This is a genomic window from Pseudoalteromonas sp. H103 (assembly GCF_001469205.1).
Classification (GTDB): domain Bacteria; phylum Pseudomonadota; class Gammaproteobacteria; order Enterobacterales; family Alteromonadaceae; genus Pseudoalteromonas; species Pseudoalteromonas carrageenovora.
The window spans coordinates 518996-543263 of sequence record NZ_LOFG01000015.1 but is presented as its reverse complement, the minus strand read 5'-3'; the positions used below and the strand labels follow the sequence as shown (position 1 = coordinate 543263).

Annotated in this window: 22 protein-coding genes and 1 pseudogene; 13 read left to right on the top strand and 10 right to left on the bottom strand. The window is 42.0% G+C overall.

Annotation, left to right across the window (positions count from 1 at the left end; translation table 11 throughout):
* Window positions 1-323: pseudogene (locus ATS74_RS12190) on the top strand (IS110 family transposase); the annotation flags it as partial.
* A gap of 411 nt (window positions 324-734) precedes the next feature.
* Here the strand turns inward: ATS74_RS12190 and ATS74_RS12185 are convergent.
* Complete coding sequence (locus ATS74_RS12185; RefSeq protein ID WP_131692412.1) at window positions 735-965, bottom strand: hypothetical protein; 231 nt, start codon at window positions 963-965, stop codon at window positions 735-737.
* A gap of 305 nt (window positions 966-1270) precedes the next feature.
* On the opposite strand from ATS74_RS12185, the gene ATS74_RS19735 reads away from it, so the two are divergent.
* Window positions 1271-1435, top strand: a complete 165-nt coding sequence (locus ATS74_RS19735; RefSeq protein ID WP_227006931.1) for a phage integrase N-terminal SAM-like domain-containing protein — start codon at window positions 1271-1273, stop codon at window positions 1433-1435.
* Between the two features lie 100 nt (window positions 1436-1535).
* On the opposite strand, the gene ATS74_RS12180 is transcribed toward ATS74_RS19735, so the two are convergent.
* The 7 genes from ATS74_RS12180 to ATS74_RS12150 all read right to left on the bottom strand — a co-directional run bounded on the left by ATS74_RS12180 (window position 1536) and on the right by ATS74_RS12150 (window position 9253).
* A complete protein-coding gene (locus tag ATS74_RS12180) occupies window positions 1536-2306 on the bottom strand; it encodes an SDR family oxidoreductase (RefSeq protein WP_058549153.1) in 771 nt (256 codons plus the stop codon).
* A gap of 9 nt (window positions 2307-2315) precedes the next feature.
* The gene (gene mmsB, locus ATS74_RS12175) at window positions 2316-3221 is read right to left on the bottom strand and encodes a 3-hydroxyisobutyrate dehydrogenase (RefSeq protein ID WP_058549152.1); all 906 of its coding nucleotides are present in this window, start codon (window positions 3219-3221) and stop codon (window positions 2316-2318) included.
* A gap of 10 nt (window positions 3222-3231) precedes the next feature.
* Entirely contained in the window at window positions 3232-4383 is a 1152-nt protein-coding gene (locus ATS74_RS12170) for an enoyl-CoA hydratase/isomerase family protein (protein WP_058549151.1), read from the bottom strand.
* Window positions 4383-5168: an enoyl-CoA hydratase gene (locus tag ATS74_RS12165; RefSeq protein WP_058549150.1), complete on the bottom strand. Its 786-nt coding sequence runs from the start codon at window positions 5166-5168 to the stop codon at window positions 4383-4385. The genes ATS74_RS12170 and ATS74_RS12165 overlap by 1 nt, the downstream gene beginning before the upstream one ends.
* A gap of 10 nt (window positions 5169-5178) precedes the next feature.
* Window positions 5179-6336: an acyl-CoA dehydrogenase family protein gene (locus ATS74_RS12160; RefSeq protein ID WP_058549149.1), complete on the bottom strand. Its 1158-nt coding sequence runs from the start codon at window positions 6334-6336 to the stop codon at window positions 5179-5181.
* A gap of 141 nt (window positions 6337-6477) precedes the next feature.
* The gene (locus tag ATS74_RS12155) at window positions 6478-7968 is read right to left on the bottom strand and encodes a CoA-acylating methylmalonate-semialdehyde dehydrogenase (RefSeq protein WP_058549148.1); all 1491 of its coding nucleotides are present in this window, start codon (window positions 7966-7968) and stop codon (window positions 6478-6480) included.
* 103 nt (window positions 7969-8071) lie between these two features.
* Entirely contained in the window at window positions 8072-9253 is a 1182-nt protein-coding gene (locus tag ATS74_RS12150; protein WP_058549147.1) for a thiolase family protein, read from the bottom strand.
* 330 nt (window positions 9254-9583) lie between these two features.
* Between ATS74_RS12150 and ATS74_RS12145 the strand changes: the two genes are divergently transcribed.
* The 9 genes from ATS74_RS12145 to ATS74_RS12105 all read left to right on the top strand — a co-directional run bounded on the left by ATS74_RS12145 (window position 9584) and on the right by ATS74_RS12105 (window position 19190).
* The gene (locus ATS74_RS12145; RefSeq protein ID WP_055253512.1) at window positions 9584-10018 is read left to right on the top strand and encodes a MerR family transcriptional regulator; all 435 of its coding nucleotides are present in this window, start codon (window positions 9584-9586) and stop codon (window positions 10016-10018) included.
* 48 nt (window positions 10019-10066) lie between these two features.
* Window positions 10067-11242, top strand: a complete 1176-nt coding sequence (locus tag ATS74_RS12140) for an isovaleryl-CoA dehydrogenase (RefSeq protein ID WP_058549146.1) — start codon at window positions 10067-10069, stop codon at window positions 11240-11242.
* 10 nt (window positions 11243-11252) lie between these two features.
* Entirely contained in the window at window positions 11253-12872 is a 1620-nt protein-coding gene (locus ATS74_RS12135; RefSeq protein WP_058549145.1) for a carboxyl transferase domain-containing protein, read from the top strand.
* A 12-nt stretch (window positions 12873-12884) separates the two neighbouring features.
* Complete coding sequence (locus tag ATS74_RS12130) at window positions 12885-13655, top strand: enoyl-CoA hydratase/isomerase family protein (RefSeq protein ID WP_058549144.1); 771 nt, start codon at window positions 12885-12887, stop codon at window positions 13653-13655.
* Window positions 13656-13663: 8 nt separating this feature from the next.
* Complete coding sequence (locus ATS74_RS12125) at window positions 13664-15655, top strand: acetyl/propionyl/methylcrotonyl-CoA carboxylase subunit alpha (protein ID WP_058549143.1); 1992 nt, start codon at window positions 13664-13666, stop codon at window positions 15653-15655.
* Complete coding sequence (locus ATS74_RS12120) at window positions 15655-16557, top strand: hydroxymethylglutaryl-CoA lyase (protein ID WP_058549142.1); 903 nt, start codon at window positions 15655-15657, stop codon at window positions 16555-16557. Before ATS74_RS12125 ends, ATS74_RS12120 begins: the two co-directional genes overlap by 1 nt.
* A 45-nt stretch (window positions 16558-16602) precedes the next feature.
* On the top strand, window positions 16603-17301 hold the full coding sequence (locus tag ATS74_RS12115) for a CoA transferase subunit A (RefSeq protein ID WP_058549141.1): 699 nt from the start codon (window positions 16603-16605) through the stop codon (window positions 17299-17301).
* Between the two features lie 14 nt (window positions 17302-17315).
* Window positions 17316-17972: a CoA transferase subunit B gene (locus ATS74_RS12110; RefSeq protein ID WP_058549140.1), complete on the top strand. Its 657-nt coding sequence runs from the start codon at window positions 17316-17318 to the stop codon at window positions 17970-17972.
* Window positions 17973-18308: 336 nt separating this feature from the next.
* Entirely contained in the window at window positions 18309-19190 is an 882-nt protein-coding gene (locus ATS74_RS12105; protein WP_058549139.1) for a LysR family transcriptional regulator, read from the top strand.
* Window positions 19191-19885: 695 nt separating this feature from the next.
* Here the strand turns inward: ATS74_RS12105 and ATS74_RS12100 are convergent.
* Together ATS74_RS12100 and msrA are read right to left on the bottom strand one after the other, a co-directional pair.
* Window positions 19886-20659, bottom strand: coding sequence for a transporter substrate-binding domain-containing protein (locus ATS74_RS12100; protein ID WP_058549138.1), 774 nt, complete (start codon window positions 20657-20659; stop codon window positions 19886-19888).
* Between the two features lie 105 nt (window positions 20660-20764).
* Window positions 20765-22054, bottom strand: coding sequence for a peptide-methionine (S)-S-oxide reductase MsrA (gene msrA, locus ATS74_RS12095; protein ID WP_058549137.1), 1290 nt, complete (start codon window positions 22052-22054; stop codon window positions 20765-20767).
* A 188-nt stretch (window positions 22055-22242) separates the two neighbouring features.
* Between msrA and pxpB the strand changes: the two genes are divergently transcribed.
* Both pxpB and ATS74_RS12085 read left to right on the top strand, forming a co-directional pair.
* Entirely contained in the window at window positions 22243-22911 is a 669-nt protein-coding gene (pxpB, locus tag ATS74_RS12090; protein WP_058549177.1) for a 5-oxoprolinase subunit PxpB, read from the top strand.
* Window positions 22904-23836: a biotin-dependent carboxyltransferase family protein gene (locus ATS74_RS12085; RefSeq protein ID WP_058549136.1), complete on the top strand. Its 933-nt coding sequence runs from the start codon at window positions 22904-22906 to the stop codon at window positions 23834-23836. Before pxpB ends, ATS74_RS12085 begins: the two co-directional genes overlap by 8 nt.
* Window positions 23837-24268 lie beyond the last annotated feature (432 nt).

Sequence of the window (24268 nt, the reverse complement as noted above, 5' to 3'; positions counted from 1 at the left end):
TTGGCGCTATCACAAAATGCGGAAACGGCCGAGCAAGACGCCTTCTCGTTGAAGGTGCACACACTTATCGGTATGCGGCAAATATATCGACAGATATGCAAAAACGACAAGAAGGTTTACCAAAGGACATTATTGATATTGCGTGGAAAGCACAACTTAGGCTCTGCAAGCGCTATAAAAAAATGATAGCCAAAGGGAAACACTACAACCTTGTTGTCACCGCAATTGCCCGAGAAATGATTGCGTACATATGGGCCATTGCAAAAGAAGTGGTACTTACGCCAGTGAACGCAAAACTTAGATTGGCAAGAGTACCCGCATGATAAACGAATTAGAGTTAATGCATGGGATCAAGCATCGGGTGTGGCACAACCACCGACGGCGTTAGGATGGCAATGCAGCTAACGCTGCATTGAACCACGAACATAGACTGAAGACAGGTGCCACGACGGAATAAGTAAGGTCTGCTCTGTTGCTAGAAATAGTAATAACCAACGAATATCAGCAAGATAACCGACGAAATTACTTGCTTCATCTTATGTATTAACTCGCTCTAATTCGAGCTAAAGTAATTATGGCTTAAAAAAGTTAGGCAGGGATCAGTGCGTTTAACTTGACAGTGGGAGTCATACCAACGCCCAGCTAAGCCGCCGGAACGGAGTTGATTGTTTTGTGCGAGCGTAGCGGAAAAGCACAAAACGAGCAACGCAGTGGAGGTCGGATTGAGCTGTTTGTTATGTGCGAGGCTCACGCTTGTTCCATACTAGTGATGGACACACCGTTGACGCATATTTTTGTGCTTCTTCAATTGACGAATATGCTCCTCCCTGAAAAGTAGAAGTATTTGAGTATGCGCCAATATGAAGACCATAAAACTCACCAAAACGATCCTCTCTAACGACAGGTTCATCTTCGTGGTCGCCAGAACCAGGCTTGAAATTAGTTTTAATAATATGAGCCTCCATATCTACAGCTTCATCATAGAGCCATTTCCCGCTAACAATTAGTTCTTCTACTATTTTGACCAATACTAACTCCAAGCACATAACAATTTTGTCTACGACATTTGTCGTTTTATAAACCGACAAATGTCCATATATTACAGTGCATTTATCTTAACCATCAAATAAACACCTGTAAACAATTAGTTAACTGGAAAATATTTTTTAATCAATGCACAAATACACCGAAATGGTGGAGATCAGTAATACTGGACAAAACAATACACACTGTCTATATATACAGTTAAATTTTGCTAGAGATTCATATCATGAAATCACCTTTTTTAACTATGATAGCCGAACAAATGTATCTAAAGCGTTATGATAAAAGTACCATTAAAGCGTATTTATACTGGATAGCTTCGTTTATTCGATTTAACTCTATGAGGCACCCAACAACAATGGGAGATAATGAGGTTGAGCTTATTATTTAAAGAGGTGATTCAAAAGCCACTCTTATTAGGCATTTTTTAAAACAAAAAAGCACAGCCCACAAGCGCCATGCTTTTTAAATCAATCTTAACCTAGTTCGGTTTACAAACGAATACCGCCGTCTATTTCAACCACGCGACCAGTGAAAAAGTCGTTTTCGATTATGTACTGTGCAGTATGGGCAATTTCGTCGCTTTCGCCTAAACGCCCTACGGGTGTTACTGCAAGCATGCGCTGTTTGGCTTCGGGTTTCATGGCGTCGGTCATGGCGGTGCTTATTACACCTGGTGCAATAGCGCCTACGCGTATACCAAAACGGCCAAGCTCTTTAGCCCACGTGGTGGTAAGTGCCACTACGCCTGCTTTTGATGCCGCGTAGTTTGTTTGCCCTATGTTACCTGCGCGCGCTACGCTCGACATATTCACTATTACGCCGCCTTTGCCTGATTCAATCATGTGGCTTGCAGCTTCTCGCCCTGCTAAAAACACACCTGTCAGGTTTACATCAATCACTGATTGAAATTGCTCAAGGGACATTTTTTTAACCACTTTGCCGTCTTTTGCTTTTATAAACATGCCGTCGCGTAAAATGCCAGCGTTGTTTATAAGCACGCCAATGTGGCCAAAATCGCTATTAATGGTATTAAATACGTTTTCTACTTCGCTCTCAACAGTTACGTTTGCGGCGTAGCCTTTAATAGTGCCAGATACACCTTCCAGCTGTGTTAGTTTCTCGCACGCTGTGTTTAATAACTCTTGCGCCATATCTATAAGTGCGATGTGAGCGCCCATAAGGGCAAATTTTTGCGCCATTGCAAAGCCTAAGCCTTGTGCGCCACCGGTTATTACGACCGTGTTATTTTTAATTTCCACGCCTTGCTCCTACTTAGAAAACAGTTTAAAAATGGCGCTAAAATCATCACTGCCAGCACCTTGGTGCTGTAGCATAGTGTATAAATTTTTAGCCATTGAACCCATTGGGGTTGAAGAATTACTTTGCTGCGCGGCTTCCATGGCAAGCCCTAAATCTTTAGCCATTAAATCGACCATAAAGCCCGGTTTGTAATCGTTACTTGCAGGGGATGTATCCATTACGCCTGGGCATGGGTTGTAAAGTTCAAGGGTCCAGTTACGGCCAGAGCTTGCAGTCATAATGTCGCTAAGTACTTTTGCATCTAGCCCATTATTAATACCCATTTGCAGGGCTTCGCTCGTACCTGCCATTAAAATACTGAGAAGCATGTTGTTGCATATTTTTGCAACTTGTCCTGCGCCAATATCGCCTGCATGAAATATGTTTTTACCCATATCATTAAGCACAGGTTGTGCGGTATTAAACGCGGCTTTACTACCACCAACAATAAACGTAAGCGTGCCTGCGGTTGCTCCAGCAACACCGCCCGATACCGGTGCATCTACAAAGCTAATACCCTGCTCGCCAAGTGCGCTGCCAACCACACGGGCCGACTCTGCATCTATTGTTGAGCAATCTATCACTAAGGTGTTTTTGCTAAGTACCTTAATTAAGCCGCTATCATCGTTATTGCCTAAATAAAGTGATTTAACATGTTTGCCCGCAGGTAACATACTAATAAGTATATCGGCATTGGTTGCACATGCACATGCATTTGCATTTTCAGCTGCGTGTGCGCCTTTACTTGCAAGTTCATTTAAGACCGACTGGTTTAAATCAAATGCTGTAACATTATGGCCGGCTTTAATTAAATTAGCCGCCATAGGACCGCCCATATTACCTAAGCCGATAAAACCAATATTGAGTTTAGTCATCGTCTTTCCTTTATGTGTGTGTTGGGGTGTCTAAGCTATTGAGTGGGTGATTTTCGCCAAAACGGTTAGCAAAAAAGCTCTCTATTATGGCTTGTGGTACATCATTCAGTGTTTTGTATTGCCAATTAGGCGCGCCGTCTTTATCTATTAATAGTGCTCTTACGCCTTCTTGAAATTCACCTACTTCACCAGCGCGTACCGACATACCCAGCTCCATTTTAAAACACGCTAGTAAGCTTTTGCCTTTACTGGCTTTTAGCTGCTCACTTACTAGCGCGCAACTTAGTGGGCAACCATGCTTAAGTGATTTTTGGGCGCGTTGCAGCCATTTATCGTCAGTAGCTAGGCCTAAAATATAATCAACTTGTTCTTGTAGCGTATTAAATTCAGCTAATTTTTGAATGGTTGCTAAGTTAGCTTTAATATTGCCTTTGGGCATACGCGCAGATTGGTTATCTAAATCGGTTAATAATTTAGTCAAACGCTCATGATTTAAGCTTGCGGTTTTGCCCCACTTAGCCGCTAAAATTTGCGCTAGCATGGCATCATATTTAGTGCTGTCGATAAAGTGATCGGCAAGCGATACAAAGCGTGCATCTTCACAATTAATAGAGGCCGATGTTAACCCTAAAAATAGCCCCAAACCTTGTGGCATTTTATGTAAAAAGTAACTACCGCCTACATCTGGGTATAAGCCTATGGTTTGCTCTGGCATAGCAATGCGCGATGTTTCGGTTACTACGCGGTGGCTAGCACCGGCCATTAGGCCTAAACCACCGCCCATAACAATGCCATTACCCCATACTAAAAGTGGTTTTTCGTAGCAATGAATAAGGTAGTCAAGCTGGTACTCTAGGGTAAAAAAGTCTTCCACTAAGCTTGTTGGTTTACCTTGCGCCATTGCATGATGAAGACTCACTACATCGCCACCAGCGCAAAATGCTTTATCCCCTGCGCCTTTTAGCAATACCATTGCAATTGCATCATCGCTTTGCCAAGCCCGCAATTGCGGCTCGAGTAATTTGATCATGTCAAAATTAAGGGCGTTTAATGCTTTAGGTACGTTGAGTGTAATAAGCCCAATTAAGCTGCCGTTTTCTGCACTTGCCGTTTCAAATAGCACGGGGTCGTCGGCATTATTTAATAACGTTAAATTACTCATTAGCCATTTACCCAATTTGCGCGGCGTTTTTCTAAAAAGGCATTAACGCCCTCTTGTTGATCTTGTGTATCAAACAATCCAACAAACAATTCACGCTCAAGTGGTAATACACTCGCCATAGGTTGATGGCGGCCTTTTTGTATAAGCGTTTTACATGCAGCTACCGAGCTTGGGCTTTGTTCGCTTACTTGATTGGCAAGTTTTAATGCCGCTGCAAAGCTTTCGCCTTGTGGTACAACTTCTTCTACTAAGCCAATTTGCAGGGCTTTATCGGCTTTTAAGCGCTCGCCACATAAAATCATGCGTTTTGCCCAGCCTTCACCTACAAGCCATGCTAAATTTTGCGTACCACCCGCGCACGGTAACAAACCCACTTTTGCCTCTGGCAGTGCCATTTGTGCTTGCTCTTCTGCTATGCGTATATCACACGCAAGCGCTACTTCTAGTCCGCCGCCCATGGCATAACCGTTAATGGCCGCAACCGACACCCCTGTAAAATTAGTCAGTGCTTCAAAGGCTTCACCAAATACACGCGACATATCAGCGGCAACGCCTTTATCGCCACTAGCAAATACGTTTAAATCGGCCCCGGCGCTAAAAAACTTCTCGCCTTCGCCAGTAAGCACTAAGGCATAAATGTTTTTGTTGTTATTAAGCTCGTTAACTTTGTTTTTTAAATCAATTAAGGTGTCTTTTGTCCAGGTATTAGCTGGTGGGTTACACATAGTTAAAATAGCAACATGGCCTTCGGTAGTCAGTTCAATACTCGGGTTAGATTGTGACATAACTTGCTCCTTATAAAACGTCGCTTGCAGACTCGGCTAAAATACGGCGCGCTATAATTACACGCATAATTTCGTTAGTGCCTTCTAAAATTTGATGAACGCGTACATCACGTACATGGCGCTCAAGCGGGTATTCTTTTATGTAACCGTAACCACCATGTACTTGCAGTGCCTCGTTACACACAGTAAAGCCAACGTCGGTGGCAAAGCGTTTAGCCATGGCGCAATAGGTGGTTTTTTCACTATCGCCGGTATCAAGTTTAAATGCCGCCAGCCTTACCATTTGGCGTGCAGCTACAAGCTCGGTGTTCATATCTGCAATTTTAAATTGCAAAGCCTGAAACGCAGCCAGAGGCTTACCAAATTGAGTGCGCTCTTTTAAGTACTCTTTTGCCGTGTTTAGCGCAGCTTGTGCTGTACCAATTGAGCACGTGGCAATATTAATACGCCCGCCATCTAGGCCTTGCATGGCAAATTTAAAGCCTTCACCCTCTTTACCTAATAAGTTATGCGCCGGAATACGTACATCTTCAAAACTAATTAAGCGTGTTGGTTGTGCGTTCCAACCCATTTTTTCTTCTGCTTTACCGTATTCAACGCCTTGTGCGTCGGCAGGGACTACAAATGCCGAAATACCCGCAGCACCTTCGCCACCGGTACGCGCCATAACCACTAAAACTTCAGTTTCACCTGCGCCCGATATAAACATTTTTGAGCCGTTAATAACGTACTCATCACCTTCAAGCACAGCTTTTGTTTTTAGTGATGCTGCATCTGAGCCCGCCCCTGGCTCAGTTAAACAATAAGAGGCAAGTAGCTCGCCCATTACTAGTTGCTCTACGTATGCATCTTTAACTGCATCTGTACCAAAACTTGCTACCATCCAGGTCGCCATATTATGAATAGTTAGCATGGCCGTTGTAGCTGTACAGCCCATCGCAAGCTGCTCAAATATAATGCTTGAATCTAAGCGTGATAAACCAAGGCCGCCGGCTTCCTCTGGCGTGTATAAACCGCAAAAGCCAAGCTCGCCCGCTGCTTTAATTGTATCTTTAGGAAAAATATGCTCGCGATCCCACTTTGCTGCATGTGGAGCAAGTTCTGATTCTGCAAATTGGCGTGCAGTTTCTGCAAAGGCTTGTTGATCTTCTGATAAGTTAAAGTCCATGGTAGACCTCTTTAATTGTGTTGTTAGTGTGTCCCATTAGGGTAAATGAGTGAAGAGCGGCAAAGGCTGATGTGTGTGTTCTAGTTGCTTGTCAGCGGGTTTAGCCTTTGCGCCCTTCTTTATTATTATTTTTGAGTGTGTTTATTTTAAATTAATGCTCATGTTTGGACCTGAAGCGATGTCGTCTTCAAACCAACGTGAGGTAATGGTTTTAGTTTCTGTGTAAAAACGTATACCTTGCTTACCATAGGTGTGTGTATCACCGTAAAACGAGCCTTTCCAACCCGTAAACGAGAAAAACGGCAGCGGCACCGGTATAGGCACATTAATACCCACTTGGCCTACTTCTATTTCGTGTTGAAATTTACGAGCCGCAGCACCACTTGAGGTAAATAACGAGGTACCGTTGCCGTACGGGCTTTCGTTAATAAGGGCAATTGCCTCATCAAGCGTATCTACAAACATACACGCAAGCACAGGGCCAAATATTTCTTCTTTGTATAAGTCCATTTCTTTTGTCACATCGGTAAATAGAGTTGGGCCAACCCAGTTACCTTGATCAAAGCCCTCTACTGTGTAGTTTGAGCCATCAATTAAACAGGTGGCGCCTTGCTCCTTACCGCTTGCTATAAGCGATAAAATACGCTCTTTTGCGGCTTTTGATGTTTGTGGGCCGTAGGCTGCGTCTTTGTCATCCCACACGCCTGGGCGTACGTTTTTAAAGCCTGCTTTTATTTCATCTACCCACTCACTTGCTTGGCCTACAAACACAGCCACCGAAATACCCATACAACGCTGGCCTGCTGCACCAACCGATGCGCCAACTAGGTTATTTACCACGTGCGATTTACTTGCATCTGGCATAATAACCATGTGATTTTTAGCACCCACACACGCTTGTACGCGCTTAAGGTTTTGTGTGCCTTTAGAATAAATATAGGCACCTACGCCACACGAACCCACAAACGAAATTGCACGTACGGCTTTGTCTTCTAATAAGCGGTCTACTTGTGGTTTTGTACCGTGTACAACTTGCAATACGCCTTTTGGTGCGCCGGCTTCAATAAATAGCTCAGCTAAACGCATTGGTGTGAGAGGGTCTTGCTCAGAGGGTTTTAAAATAAAGGTGTTACCACATACAATAGCTAGCGGAAACATCCAAAGTGGGATCATCGCCGGAAAGTTAAACGGCGTAATGCCTGCACATACGCCAAGGGGCTGCATGTAAGAATAGGTATCGATTTTACGGGCAACATTTTCCATTGTTTCGCCCATCATTAGTGATGGTGCGTTAGCTGCTTGTTCTACTACTTCAATACCGCGCCATACATCGCCTTTTGCATCTTCAAACGTTTTACCTAGTTCGTGGCAAATAATGGTCGCAAGCTCATCGTGGTGCTCTTTTAACAGCGCCGCGTATTTCATCATAATGCGAGCCCGCTCGGTAATGGGCACTTCTTTCCATGTTTTAAATGTTTCTGAGGCCGAGGCAATCGCTGCATCCATTTCTGAGTCGGTAGTGCATGGAACTTGCGCAAGTACTTCTTGGTTTGCTGGGTTAATTACATCAATAAGCTCGTTTGAAGCCGACTGAACAAATTCGCCGTTTATAAGTAGTGGAACTTGGTGCATTGGTAAATCCTGTTGTTAGTGTGTTCTTTTAAAAAATGGCACCGTTTTGTTATTAGTATGAGTACGGTGCATTTTAGTTGCTGTTAGTTAATTAACTTTTTTGTTAGTAAGCCTCTACAGCCATGGCTACAGCTTCGCCGCCACCAATACATAAAGACGCAATTCCTTTGTTAAGGCCACGGTTTTTAAGTGCGTGAATAAGCGTGACTAAAATTCGCGCGCCGCTGGCACCAATTGGGTGGCCAAGAGCACACGCCCCACCGTTTACGTTGACTTTGCTCTCATCAAGTTTTAATTCGTTAATAGCAAGCATGGTAACCATGGCAAAGGCTTCGTTAATTTCCCACAGGTCAACATCAGCAGTTGTCCAGCCTGCTTTTTCAAGCACACTGTTCATAGCGCCCACAGGTGCTACAGTAAATTCGCTTGGTTTTTGAGAGTGCGTGCTGTGCGCTACAATTTTACAAAGCGGTGTTAAGCCTTGCTCTTTAGCTTTTGATTCGCTCATTAATATAAGCGCTGCGCCACCATCAGAAATTGACGATGAATTAGCCGCAGTGATGGTGCCGTCTTTTTTAAAGGCAGCACGCAGGCTTGGTATTTTTTCTGGGCGGGCATTACCGGGTTGCTCATCAACCGATACGGTTACACCGCCCTTGCGGGTTTTTATGGTGTGCGGCGCAATTTCGTTTTCAAAGCTGCCGTTTTCAATTGCCGCATTAGCTTTACTTAACGAGCTAAGTGCAAACTCATCCATTTGCTCACGGCCAATGCCGTACTCATCGGCAGTATCTTGTGCAAAACAGCCCATTGCTTTGTTATCGTAAGCATCTTCTAGGCCATCGCTCATCATATGATCTTTAATTTCGCCGTGGCCCATACGCATACCGCCACGTGCTTTAGGTATAAAATACGGTGCGTTACTCATGCTTTCCATGCCACCAGCAATTGCACTGCTAATTGAGCCCGCTTTAATTAAGTCGTTAGCGAGCATGGCGGCTTTTAAACCAGAGCCACATACTTTATTAATGGTGGTAGCCCCCGTGCCCAGAGCAAGGCCTGCTTTTAACATTGCTTGGCGTGCTGGCGCTTGGCCAAGGCCCGCTGGCAATACACAGCCCATAATTACTTCATCTATTGCATCATTTGCTAAACCAGTTTGTGCAAGCGCACTTGCAATGGCGGTTGCGCCAAGCTCGGTAGATTGTGCATCGGTCAATGCGCCCATAAACCCGCCCATTGGCGTACGCTTTGCTGCTACAATTACCACTGATTCTAAAGTCATAATTAACTCCGTTGTATTTATATGCAAATAGTTGTTAGAATATTTGCTCTATTAATTTAGTATTCATTTATTGTTTAACACCCTTACACAATACTAACGTTTACGCTAACGTCAACTAAAAAGCGTTTAATTTTTAGTTTTAAAAGTGTAAGCATTATTTTCCAGTAACGGCGAAGTGAACAATTAATAAAAATAAACTATTGAATATTAATAATATAACTTAACATTTCACATCAGCACTCCTTTATAAATAGTTTCATACCACACCAAGCTTTACCTTTACGTAAACTTCACTTATATTGGAGTTATTCGAATGAGGTAAACACAACTATGAAACCAGATAACCAAACAAACTTTGCAAGTTCTGCAAAAGCACCAAGCAGTAACGATCAAACCTTTAGTATTAGCGATTTAGCTAAAGAGTTTGATATTACCACCCGCTCTATTCGTTTTTACGAAGACCAAGGTTTAGTAAGCCCAGAGCGCAATGGCCAAACCCGTATTTATTCAAAACGCGACAAAGTTCGCTTAAAACTAATACTGCGAGGCAAACGCTTAGGCTTTACATTGGCTGAAACAGGCCGTTTGTTTGAACTGTACGACGCTGATAAATCAAGCGCTAAACAGCTGGTGACTATGCTCGATTTAATTGCAGAGAAAAAAGCCGACCTTTCTCAGCAAATGGACGACATAAAAGTTGTGCTTATGGAATTAGTGACAGCGGAGCGCCGCTGCAGAGAAACACTTAATAAAATAGACGAGTAGCCTATTTTAATAATAAAAACACACTGACAACACACACAGGAATGAATCATGAGCACTATTTCACTTTATAAAGAGATGAACTTTGGCCTTGGCGAAACCGCCGATATGATCCGCGACCACGTAAATAGCTTTGCAAGCCAAGAAATTGCGCCACTGGCTGAACAAACCGATATAGATAACGCGTTTCCTAATCAGCTTTGGCCGCAAATGGGCGAAATGGGTGTACTAGGCATGACCGTATCTGAAGACTTTGGCGGTGCAGGCTTAGGTTACTTAGAGCATGTAATAGCCATGGAAGAAATTAGCCGAGCTAGTGCCTCAATTGGCTTAAGTTATGGTGCGCATTCAAACTTGTGTGTAAATCAAATTAACCGTAACGGTAACCAAGCACAAAAAGAAAAATACCTACCAAAGCTTATTAGCGGCGAACACATTGGTGCCCTTGCCATGAGCGAGCCAAACGCAGGCTCTGACGTGGTATCTATGAAACTTAAAGCCGAGAAAAAAGGCGATAAGTACATTTTAAATGGTAATAAAATGTGGATCACCAATGGCCCCGACGCACATACATTTGTTATTTACGCAAAAACAGATTTAGAAGCCGGCGCTAAAGGCATTACCGCTTTTATTGTAGAAAGCAGCTTTGCTGGGTTCTCTACCGCGCAAAAGCTCGACAAGCTTGGCATGCGTGGATCTAACACCTGTGAACTGGTGTTTGAAAACTGCGAAGTACCCGAAGAGAACATTTTAGGTAACTTAAACGAAGGCGTTAAAGTACTTATGAGCGGCCTAGATTACGAACGAGTGGTACTTGCTGCAGGCCCCCTTGGCATAATGCAAGCGTGTATGGATATAGTTGTGCCGTACATTCATGAGCGTAAACAGTTTGACACCCCTATTGGTCAATTTCAGTTAATTCAAGGCAAAGTAGCCGACATGTATACGCAAATGAACGCAGCGCGCTCATACGTTTATACTGTTGCAAAAGCGTGTGACCGCGGCGAAACCACCCGTAAAGATGCCGCCGGCGCCATTTTATACGCTGCTGAACTTGCCACCAAAATGGCGCTAGATGCCATTCAAATTTTAGGGGGTAACGGCTACATAAACGAATACGCCACAGGCCGCTTACTACGTGATGCCAAATTATACGAAATTGGCGCTGGCACATCAGAAATACGCCGCATGCTAATTGGCCGCGAACTATTCACCGAAAGCCGTTAAGGATTAAATTATGACGATATTAAAATCGAGCGTTAATCCTCACGATCCTACTTTTGTGCAAAATCACAAAAACATGGCGTCTTTAGTTGATGATTTACAAAGCAAAGTAGCCGCCATTAGCTTGGGCGGCGGCGCTGCTTTAAAAGAGCGTCACGAAGGCCGAGGTAAGTTATTTGTACGCGACCGTATTAGCACTTTATTAGATGAAGGCTCACCGTTTTTAGAAATTTCACAATTTGCAGCCTTTGGTGTGTATGAGCAAGAAATTGCCTGTGCGGGTGTAGTTGCCGGTATTGGCCGTGTTAAAGGCATTGAATGTATGATCATTGCAAACGATGCCACGGTAAAAGGCGGTACGTACTTTCCGCTTACCGTTAAAAAGCATTTACGCGCGCAAGATATAGCCGAGCGCTGCCACTTACCGTGTATTTATCTAGTTGATTCGGGCGGTGCCAACCTGCCAGAGCAAGACGATGTATTTCCTGATAAATTGCATTTTGGCCGCATTTTTTATAACCAAGCCCGTATGTCGGGTAAAGGAATTCCTCAAATTGCTGTGGTAATGGGTTTGTGTACCGCAGGTGGCGCCTACGTACCCGCAATGGCCGATGAAAGCATAATTGTAAAAGAGCAAGGCACTATATTTTTAGCAGGCCCGCCACTTGTAAAAGCAGCCACAGGTGAAGTAGTAAGCGCTGAAGAATTAGGCGGCGCCGATGTGCATTGTAAAACATCGGGGGTGGCTGACCACTTTGCAGAAAATGACGAGCATGCGCTGTCTATTGCGCGCCAATGTATTGAGCGTATTAATTACACGCGCCCTACAGCCCCGTTACTTAAACAAGAGCTAGAGGATGTTAAACCGCCACGTTACGATATAAACGAGCTTTATGGCATTGTAGGTACCGATCTTAAAAAGCCGTTTGATGTACGTGAAGTAATAGCGCGCACAGTGGACGACTCATCGTTTGATGAATTTAAACGTTACTTTGGTGAAACGCTCGTCACCGGTTTTGCCAGCATTTATGGTAACCCTGTTGGCATAGTGGCTAATAACGGCATTTTATTTAGTGAGTCGGCGCAAAAAGGCGCGCACTTTATTCAACTATGTGCACAGCGCAATATTCCTTTAGTGTTTTTACAAAATATTACCGGCTTTATGGTGGGTAAAAAATACGAAGCTGAAGGCATAGCAAAGCACGGCGCTAAAATGGTGATGGCGGTTTCGTGTGCCGATGTGCCAAAATTTACGGTGCTAATTGGTGGCTCTTACGGCGCTGGTAACTACGGTATGTGTGGCCGCGCATTTGAACCAACCATGATGTGGATGTGGCCCAATGCCCGTATTTCAGTAATGGGCGGTGAGCAAGCCGCAGGTGTAATGGCTCAAGTTAAGCAAGATGGTTTAGCACGTAAAGGCCATAGCATGAGCGAGCAAGAAGTTAGCGATTTTAAAAAGCCAATTATTGATCAATACGAAGAGCAAGGCCATCCGTATTACGCAAGCGCGCGCTTGTGGGACGACGGCATTATTGACCCTGCCGATACTCGTAACGTATTAGGCCTTGCCTTAAGTGCAGCTAAAAATGCACCAGAGCAAGACTCTAAGTTTGGCGTATTTAGAATGTAACCGGAGCGAAAAATGTCAGTAACACTACAAATAACAAAATCTAATGTGGCTGTACTTGTTTTAAGCCGAGTTGAAAAACGTAACGCATTTAATAGTGAAGTAATACACGAGCTAATTCAGTGCATAGAGCATGCAAATACGCTCGATATTCGCGCTTTGATTTTAAAAACTGAAGGAGAGCATTTTTCTGCAGGTGCCGATTTAGCCTGGATGAAATCAATGGCTGATAACAATTACGCCGATAACCTTGCCGACTCTATGCAGCTCGCTAAATTAATGCAGGTGTTAGCGACCTCCCCTCATCCAACCATATGTGCTGTACAAGGCGCTGCGTTTGGCGGAGCTCTGGGCTTAATTGCATGTTGCGATATTGCCCTAAGTAAAGATGACGCCCAGTTTTGCTTAAGTGAAGTAAAATTAGGACTTATCCCTGCGGTAATTAGCCCCTATGTAATTAAAGCAATTGGTGAGCGCGCTGCGCGCCGCTACTTTTTAACCGCCGAGGTGTTTGATGCCCACACAGCAAAACAACTTGGTTTGGTTCATCAGGTAACCGGTAATTTAGACTGTACGGTCGATAATATACTGCAAACATTAATCGATAACGGCCCAGTAGCTGTAAAAGCCGCTAAATCATTAATAAATGATGTAGCAAATAAGCCAATTAACGATGAACTTATTGAGCTCACGGCCGAACGTATTGCAAAAATTCGTGTATCGGACGAAGGCCAAGAAGGGCTAAGTGCCTTTTTTGATAAACGCCCTCCCGCTTGGCAACTGTAGGATTAACTATGAACACACACACTTTAAAAAAGATATTAATTGCCAACCGTGGTGAAATTGCATGCCGTGTAATGCGAAGTGCAAAACAAATGGGCCTAACGACAGTTGCTGTTTATTCTGACGCCGACAAACATGCACAACATGTAAAAATGGCTGATGAGGCCTACCACATTGGCCCAGCACCAAGTAAAGACTCATACCTAGTCGCCGATAAAATTTTGCAAGTCGCTAAAAATGCAGGCACTGACTGTATTCACCCAGGTTATGGATTTTTATCTGAAAACAGCGAATTTGCTAAAGCCTGTGAAGCAAACAACATTGCGTTTATTGGCCCACTTGCAAGCAGCATAGAAGCTATGGGCTCTAAAACCCGCGCTAAAGAAATAATGGCCGCTGCCAATGTGCCATTAGTGCCTGGGTATTATGGTGATAACCAAGACCCTACTTTTTTACAATCTGAGGCTGAAAAAATTGGCTACCCCGTGCTCATTAAAGCGGCCTTTGGCGGCGGCGGTAAAGGCATGCGCGTTGTTGAGCAAGCCAAAGACTTTATAAGTGCGCTTGAGGGCGCACAGCGTGAAGCAATAGCCGGTTTTGGTAACGACTTAGTACTGCTTGAGCGCTACGTTAACCAGCCTCGCCATGTTGAAGTACAGGTATTTGCCGATAACCACGGTAACTGTGTTTATTTAGGTGATCGGGATTGTTCCCTGCAGCGCCGTCATCAAAAAGTTATTGAAGAAGCGCCAGCGCCTGGTTTAAGCGATGAACTACGCAAAGAAATGGGTGAAGCCGCAGTACGCTGTGCCCTGGCAATAAATTACAGAGGTGCAGGTACCGTTGAGTTTTTGCTGTGCGGTGATGAGTTTTTCTTTATGGAAATGAACACGCGCCTGCAAGTAGAACACCCCGTGACAGAAATGGTAACTGGCGTAGATTTAGTTAATTGGCAAATTAATATTGCCGCTGGGCAAACGCTGCCATTAACACAAAGTGATATTCAATTACAGGGTCATAGTTTTGAAGCGCGTATTTATGCAGAAGATCCAAGTAACGACTTTATTCCCTGCTCGGGCACAATAGAAGCGTTAAGCACACCACTTAACAGTGAGTTTGTACGTATTGATACCGGTATTGCACAAGGCGATGAAATAAGCCCGTTTTACGACCCTATGATTGCAAAACTGATTGTGCATGATGATAACCGAGAGCAAGCATTATCGCGTTTACGCCATGCACTTGAGCAATTTCACTTAGCGGGTTTTAGCACTAACATTGGCTTTTTACATAACTTAGCAAGCCACCCTACGTTTGCTCAAGGTGCGCCAAGTACCCACTTTATTGCTGAGCAAGGTGATGCATTGGTGAGTATTGACAGTATCGCACTTGAAAAAGCACACGTAATTGCAGCCTTTACCTACCTTGAATCGCTTAGCGCTAAAAACGCAGCTGTTCAAAGTTCAAGCCCTTGGCAACAATTAAGTGGTTTTACGCTTAATGCACCGCAAAAAGTGGATGTTCCATTTACAGATTTACCTATAAACGCCGTTAAAACTAAAACGGGTTATGTCATTAACCATAATGAAAAACCGTTTGAGGTTACCGGTGAAATAATCCAAAACGTATGCAGCGTGTTTATTAATGGCGAAAAATTTACCGCCCACGTAAGCCACGTTGATAACAGTATTAGCGTGATGTTTGCTGCGCTGCAAATCAAGCTTGCTTTAAACACTAAACATTACATTAGCAGCCATGAAAGCGACGCCCTGCCCCTTGCGGCGCCACTTAATGGCACTGTGGTTAAGCATTTAGCTGATGTAGGTAGCACCATTACTAAAGGCGATGCCGTAGTGATTATTGAAGCCATGAAAATGGAATACACGCTGAGCGCTCCACACGATGGTATTTTACAAAGTTATTGTTTTGCCGAGGGCGAACTTGTAACCCATGGTGCCCTACTTGCAATTGTAGAAGATACCACGGCGCAGGAGGCATCGTAATGACCGCCTTTCCTAAAAAAGTGCGTATTGTAGAAATGGGTGTCCGCGATGGTCTGCAAAACGAAAAAGCGGTGTCTTCAAAAGATAAAATCACCTTAATTAATGCACTCAGTGATGCAGGCTTAAAAGATATAGAAGCAGGTGCATTTGTATCACCTAAATGGGTGCCACAAATGGCCGACTCAGCAGACGTGATAAAAGCGCTTGATTTACCCCACGTAAATTTAAGCGCCCTTACGCCTAATTTAAAAGGTGCCCAAGCTGCACTGGATGCAGGTGTTAAAGAATTTGCTATTTTTACTGCTGCAAGCGAATCGTTTTGCCAAAAAAACATAAACTGCAGCATTGATGAGAGTATTGAACGCTTTAGTGAAGTAATGGCGTTTGCAAAAGCCAATAACATACGCGTGCGTGGTTATGTAAGCTGCATTGCTGGTTGCCCATACGAAGGTGACATAGCGCCACAAAAAGTGCTAGAAGTAACACAAAAGCTACTTGCACTTGGCTGTTATGAGGTAAGCCTTGGCGATACCGTAGGAGTTGGTACCGCCAATAAAATTACCGAGGTGTTATCTTTATTATTACAACACATAGATAAGACTAAATTAGCGGTTCACTTTCATGATACTTATGGCCAAGCGCTCACAAATATTTACGCAGCACTGAGCTTAGGAATAGCAACGGTTGATGCCGCTGTTGCAGGCCTTGGCGGGTGCCCTTATGCAAAGGGTGCGTCAGGAAATGTTGCCACTGAAGATGTGGTTTACTTACTCAATGGGCTTGGCATAACGCACGGAATTGATTTACAAAGGTTAAGTAACGCAGGTTGGCAAATTACGCAAGCACTAGGTAAAGCCCCTGTAAGTAAAGTGGCAATTGCACTGCACAACACACAAAAATAATAGTTTGACTCGCCAAATGGCAGTTAACACAATGAGGAGAGTCTCATGGCCGGTTTTGATAAAGTGGTTTCTAGTTACGAAGCTGCAATGGCAGGTTTAAAAGATGGCGATACCGTAATTGCTGGTGGTTTTGGCTTATGCGGCATTCCTGAGGGCTTAATTAAACAAATTAAGCACATGAAAACTAAAGAGCTAACGGTAGTTTCTAATAACTGCGGTGTAGATGACTTTGGGTTGGGTATTTTACTCAAAGACAAACAAATAAAAAAAGTGATTGCCTCATACGTTGGCGAAAACGCCCTATTCGAGCAACAACTTCTTAGCGGCGAAATAGATGTAGAGCTTACCCCACAAGGCACGCTTGCTGAAAAAATGCGTGCAGGCGGTGCGGGTATCCCGGCATTTTATACTGCAACAGGTTACGGTACCCCTGTTGCTGAGGGTAAAGAGGTTAAAGAATTTAACGGTCGCCCTTATATTTTAGAAGAGTCTATAACGGGTGAGTTTGCCATTGTAAAAGCATGGAAAGCCGACCGATACGGAAATTTAGTGTTTAGACACACCGCTATGAACTTTAACCCTATGGCGGCAACAGCAGGTAAAATTACCGTTGCCGAAGTAGAGGAAATTGTAGAACCCGGTGAGCTTGAGCCCAGCCAAATTCATACCCCAGGTATTTTTGTAAATCGCGTTATTAAAGGTAACTTTGAAAAACGCATTGAACGTGTAACAACACGAGATTAAGCAGGAGCACAGTTATGGCATTATCACGTGAACAAGTTGCAATACGCGTTGCACAAGAACTACAAGACGGCTATTACGTTAATTTAGGCATAGGAATTCCGACACTCGTCGCAAACTATGTACCTGATGGCATAGAAGTTATGTTACAGTCCGAAAATGGTCTGTTAGGCATGGGACCATACCCTACTAAGGAAGAATTAGACGCCGATATGATCAACGCGGGTAAAGAAACCGTGACAGCTGCAACAGGCGCAGCCATATTTAATAGTGCAGATAGTTTTGCCATGATACGGGGTGGTCATGTAGACTTAACCGTTCTGGGTGCATTTGAAGTTGACCAGAACGGCAACATTGCGTCGTGGATGATCCCGAAAAAGCTGATTAAAGGCATGGGTGGCGCGATGGACTTAGTCGCTGGCGCGAAAAATATTGTTGTTACTATGACCCATGCAAGTAAGCATGGTGATTCTAAATTGCTAGAAAACTGCTCTTTACCGCTTACAGGCGTTAATTGCGTTAAAAAGATAGTAACAGATTTAGCCGTATTAGAAGTTAAAGACGGCGCATTTCATTTATTAGAACGTGCTCCTGGCGTATCAGTTGATGAAATAATTAGTAAAACAGCAGGTAAATTACTTGTTGACGGTGAAGTACCAGAAATGGTTTTTTAAATTATGTTACTAATCACATAAATTTGAATAGCTTTACCATGTACCGACCTCATTCCCAGTGCCAATGGCGCTGAGTTACCCAAAATCCCTCGCAAGAGGGATTTTTTTTGCCTATTACTGTCTTATTCATACATCTGTAGTAAATTTATATCTATAATAGCGTTATAAATAAAATGTAAGCGCTTAGATTAATTGCACTAATTTGTAGATAGTCTGCACCTTTTTTGTGAACTAGCGTCAATTTTATTTTTAACTAATTGATATTATTATATTAAATAGTTGGTTCGATTTTTGCCTTACATAGGCGTCTTAATAAATTAAATAATACTGGAAAACATGCAAACTCCTATACGTGGCCTCCGCTCTTTTTGCTTTGCAGCAAGAAGTTTAAGTTTTAAGCATGCAGCCAATGAGCTGTACTTAACCCCGTCTGCGGTAAGCCATCAAATAAAACAACTTGAGGAACAACTTGGAATAGAGCTATTCCAACGTAAAACACGCTCTATTAGTTTAACTACAGCAGGTAAAAACTTTTTTGATGCTATATCTCCCATTATTAGCACCCTGGAGGGCACTATTAATGAGTTTAGTCAAATGCAACAAAATACTAATTTAACAATTACCTTGCCTGAATTTTTTGCCAGCGAATTGCTTATGCCAAAGCTAAGTGAGTGGACGTCAGAGCATCCTAATATAAACTTGCAAATGGATACGCTAAAAACCCGTAAAGAGTTAACGCGTCATAGTGATTTATCGATTGTTTTGTCATCGAGTAAACCCACTGAAGGCTTAGCTACAGAGCTGTTTAATCTTGAGTACATACCTGCATGTAATGAAAAGCTTTTAAAGCAATGGAAAGACGATCATTGCCAAGCGCTTAATCAAGTACCGCTTATTCTACATAAAGCGCGCCCGTGGGCATGGCATCAGTGGGCTGAAAAAGCCGGGATTGATGACTTTTCGCCTACACAAATTATTCAGATAGACAGTATGTTTGGTGTAGCACGGGCAGCACAGCAAGGTATAGGCATTTCACTTATTCCATTACCAATTAGTCAAAGTTGGATTGATGAACAATGGTTATATAAACTTTTTGAGCGGCCCCTTACCACTAAAGATAAATATTACTTAGTTCAGCATGAAACTAACACACCCAATCCGGCACTAGATTTATTTGCAAAATGGGTTGTATCTACTTTTCGAAAAATTCAAAGTTAACTTATATAGGGCGACGAGGACCTAAAGCACGCAATACTACTTTTTAATTATTTAAAAATAGTTACTTAATCGCCGCCCTATTATTCCCCTTTGCGATCTTTTAGTTTTACTTATTAATAAACAAGCACTTAAAAACCCACCCTAGACTAAAGTCTATAACTTAATTTTTTTCACTTATTAGTTTTATTTTTATCGTTTGTCGAGTTTGTAGGTTTATTTTAAAGTTAATCCATCGCAAACAAGCAATGAAATATCTGTAGTTATTTAAAGTAATTTATTGTTTTGCACCAAATAAATGCAACCTTTTTAGAGGTGATAGCTCTAACTAGGTAATAAAAGAATCTTATATTGTGTGTGTAAGATGTTGTCAGTGTGAAAAAGCAGTTCAAGTTAGGTGGTGACTTAATTTGAACTGTTTTTTATTCCACCAACTCCACGCAGTAATAAAATTAGCTACGTTGTAGCAAACCGAATCTTATATTGTGTGTGTAAGATGTTGTCAGTGTGAAAAAGCAGTTCTAATTAGGTGGTGACTTAGTTTGAACTGTTTTTTATTCCACCAGCTCCACCCAGTAATCAAATTAGCTACTTTGTAGCAAACCTAATCTTATATTGTGTGTAAGATGTTGTCAGTGTGAAAAGCGGTTCATGTAAGGTGGTGACTTTATATGGGCCGTTTTTATTATCCCCCCTATTTATTCAATGATTATCTTATGCTTTAGCTTAAGTGCATTTATTTTTTGCTTATTGTTTTTTAAAAAAGCATTAAATTTTTCAACTAACTTAGGATAATTTATTGTAGATAATAAAAAGGCTTGCTCATCTACTGGTAAATGGTGCTGAAAATAAACCGGCACTGTGGTGTCAAAAAACGCGCCTAAGTTATATTCAAGTACATCATGAGATATGTATATGCAGTCTATTCGCTCTTTGTATAGTAAGTAGATCATTTCGATTACGTTGTTGGTTTCAACTACTTTTAGTGATGGCTTGGTGGTGAGTTCATTTAATCCTTGCAAAGTAAAACCGCGCACCTTAGCAAGTGATTTACAGTCTTTGAGTGTAATATTTTGTTTTAAACTTACTATGCCTGTATGAGTAACTAAAGAGGGTTCAGAATAATTAATAGCTGTATTAAGCGTCTGTTTGTAACCCACTTGCCAATTAGGGTTATCAGGATATTTAAAGTCTACGTGGTGATGCTCTATAAACTCTTTATACAATCGTGGAATAGGTAGTGAATAAAACTCTAGTTTTATACCCTGCTTATCAGCAAACATTTCTAATAAATCACGGCTAAAACCAAAGTAATCAAGTTTATTTGTACCGCTACCATCGTAGTAAGGAAGGTATTCTATATTTTCTACACCGACTACGTACTTCTCAATTGGCTGGGCTACTACAAAGCTCGTAGTTATAGCTCCATAAATCAGCGCTATGTAGTTAAGCAATTTAATAATGATGTTCATCCTATTTTAAATTCTTAATTTAATTTATATATCATAGTCATGATTTGTTAAAGTTTTCCTATATAAATAGTAAAGCCCGATTAAATCGGGCTTTACTATTAATGTTTAGCTTTTATCACGTGGGATAAACTCAAGCACCGTTGCATTAATACAGTAACGGTCTGTGCCTCTTGGCCCCTCGCCTGGAAATAAATGCCCTAAATGAATGCCTGTGCTTTTAGATCTAAGTTCAATGCGTGTCATACCCCAGCTACTATCATCGTGTTGAGTGACACTATTTTTAACAGGATGCTTGAATGAAAGCCAACCTGTGCCGGAGTTAAACCTATCGCGTGTATCAAATAGTGGCTCACCACTTAGCTTATCTACAAACGTGCCATCGGGTGTGTTTTTAAACTCTTTGTACTCTTTACAATAAGGTCTGTCTGTACGGGCATTAAAAGCAACCTTATAGGCATCACTATCGCCTAATTTAAATGCACCTAATGCTTTATAAAACTCCTCTGGGCTTGCATAACCTTGACGACTGTATACTTCTTCACCATTTTCTAAAAAAAGTATGGTAGGCGTAGCCCACGTTGCCGATTTAATTTTTAAACCTTCAAGCTGATCTGCATGACGAAACGACATAGGCACTGTGCCTTTATAATCGTTAGCCACTGCTTTTTTAAACTTTTCACAGTATGGGCAGTACTCTCGTGAATCAAGAACAACAATTTGTTTGCCGGTTAAAAGCATGGCGTTATCAACTTCTTCAGTTGGTTTTTTATTAAAAACAACACCGGTAGAATGATCTGGGCAATAACCATTTGGGTTCTTTTCGAGATAATTTTGGTGATACTCTTCGGCTGATACAAACCCTTCAAGCGCTTTAATTTGAGTGGTTATGTTGCCATAACTAGCGGCAGTTAATAATTGCTGATACTGCGACTTAACTTGGTTTGCAATTTCGGCTTGTTTATCTGAAGTGGTTAAAATAACTGAGCGATACTGAGTACCGACATCGTTACCTTGGCGATTTATTTGCGTTGGATCGTGGCTTTCAAAGTAATTTTTAAGTAAATCCTCTGAGGAAATAATATTGCTGTTATACATAACTTGTACAACTTCAGCGTAATTATTTTCATCAAACCGGCGTGATTGATCAGTAATGTTATTATACGTAGCTTTAAAACCGCTTCCATCAGCATAACCCGACTCCGCATTAATCACGCCATTTAGCGCTTCGTAACGTTTTTCAGCTCCCCAAAAACACCCAGAGCCTAATACTATGGTTTCAACATGCGTTGTGGCTTCTAAATTACTGTGTTCTACTTTTTCCATCGATAAAGCAAAACTACCTGCGCTAAATATAATAGCTGCGCCCGATAAATATAATAAATGCTGGTGTTTCATAAAATGCCTCTTAAACATGTACGTGCTAAGTAAGACCCTCTTAACGCATATTTAATTTCATCTTTGCGTTTATAAGAAATCGAGATCAGGGTAACTAATTATTTATGCCGCTTCATTCATCGCAACACTATGAACTAATTAATTTATCTGTGTTAGCGTTAGAGCATGTTGTTTTAATCGGGTTATTTATGAGTCAAATCCCTTACGTTTATGCATTAAGTAACAGCTCATTACTCTTTGATGCATCGCATTTAGAGCCAGATAACGTACTCTCCATCCAAAAGAAAATTTGGGCACTTACAGCACATTGTAAACAAAGCGGCGACTTTGCTGATGTAGTACCCGCGATGAACTCTCTTACCTTGTATTTAAAAAACGCTGAAAATTTAAATAAATGGCAAAAATCACTATTAGCAATTTGGGGCGACATTAAAAGTGCGTCTTTTAAATCTCAGCATCATAAAATTAATACTGTTTATAACGGCGAAGATATAGCCTACGTTGCCAAATATAATAATTTAACCACTGAAGACGTTATTAGTATCCATAGTAAAACCCACTACCACGTTTTATTTTTAGGTTTTCAACCTGGGTTTGCTTACTTACATGGACTTGATGAACGTTTGCAGACCCCTAGGCGCAGTGAACCCCGCACAAAGGTACCAAAAGGGTCTGTTGCCATTGGTGCTGACAAAACAGCCATTTACCCAACCGACACTCCTGGTGGTTGGCATATTATTGGACACACTAACACTTTATTATTTGATCATACTCTACAAACCCCATGCTTAATTAACCCAGGTGATACGCTTGAGTTTGTTCCGTGTAGTTTAAGCAAGGGTATTAAACATGATTAAAGTGATAAAACCGGGTGTTCAATTGAGCGTTCAAGATCTTGGTCGTACAGGTTATAGACACTTAGGGGTAAGTAAAACAGGCAGTTTAGATCCCTACTCACAAATTATTGCTAATCGTTTAATTAATAATAATGACAACGATGCAGTGCTTGAGATCACTGTTGGTTTATGCGAGTTGACGTTTTTATGTAGCTCAGTAATAGCGCTTCATGGTGCCGACTTACAAGCAAGCATTGATGGTGAACCAATTTACCCAGGCTGGAGTTATAACGTCAAAGCCAATCAAACTATGTGCTTTAATACAGGTCGCGCAGGCTTAAGAGCCTATTTAGCGGTTAAAGGTGGTATTAAAACACCGCTTATTATGGAGTCGCGCGCTACTGATTTAAATGCATGTTTTGGCGGGCTTAATGGCAATGCGCTTAGCGCAGGCGATATTTTACCTATAGACGAATACATTAATAATGACTTTAAACAAACAGGTGCGTTAACCCCTGCTAAACGGCAAATAATTAGGGTTCACTCAAGTCCACATAGCAACACCCTTGGTCAAGAAATTACAGATACTTTTGTAAATACACGCTTTAAGGTATCCCACAATAGTAACCGCATGGGAGTCAGGCTTGAAAACGCAGCCAATTCCCTTACACATACTCACTCACTGCCATCAATAGGCGTTAGCCCAGGGAGCATACAATTACCCCCAAACGGTGAACCTATTGTATTACTAAATGATGCTCAAACTACTGGTGGCTATCCTCTACTTGGGACGGTAATAGAAGCTGATCTTCATCAGTTCGCACAATTTAGACCGGGCGATTCAGTAAAGTTTAAATACGTCACGATTGAAGATGCAGCTAAAGCGCAGCGCAAATTAAATGGCCATTTAGAACAGTTAAAAATTGCACTTAAAAGTAAAAGGTAAACCTAAAAGAAATGGGGCCCTTATATTCGAATTAAATAATTTCGCGAATTGGCATTGGTTCTTTACATTGCATAGGTATGGCACTTTAGTTAGTGGATAAAGCAGGACATTAGTAATCACTATGGCGACTAAATTTAATATTATCGTTGCTGAAATTAAGACTTAAAAGATTAGTATTATGTAATTCAGGCAGTGCACCATAATGGGGCTCCAGGCATGAGTAAAGAAACGTTTATAAACGCGCTCAAGGTCATAATAGCTCAAGCTTTAAACAATGATGGTGATGTAAAAATAACCGCAGGTACCACGTATTGATCATTTTGGTGCACCCGACTCAGCCTTGGTGCATAAATTATTCTTAATTAATTGTAAAAGCAGTGTGACTTGAGTAATTATTTCTGATAAAACAAGGTTTCGCAGCATCGCAAAGTT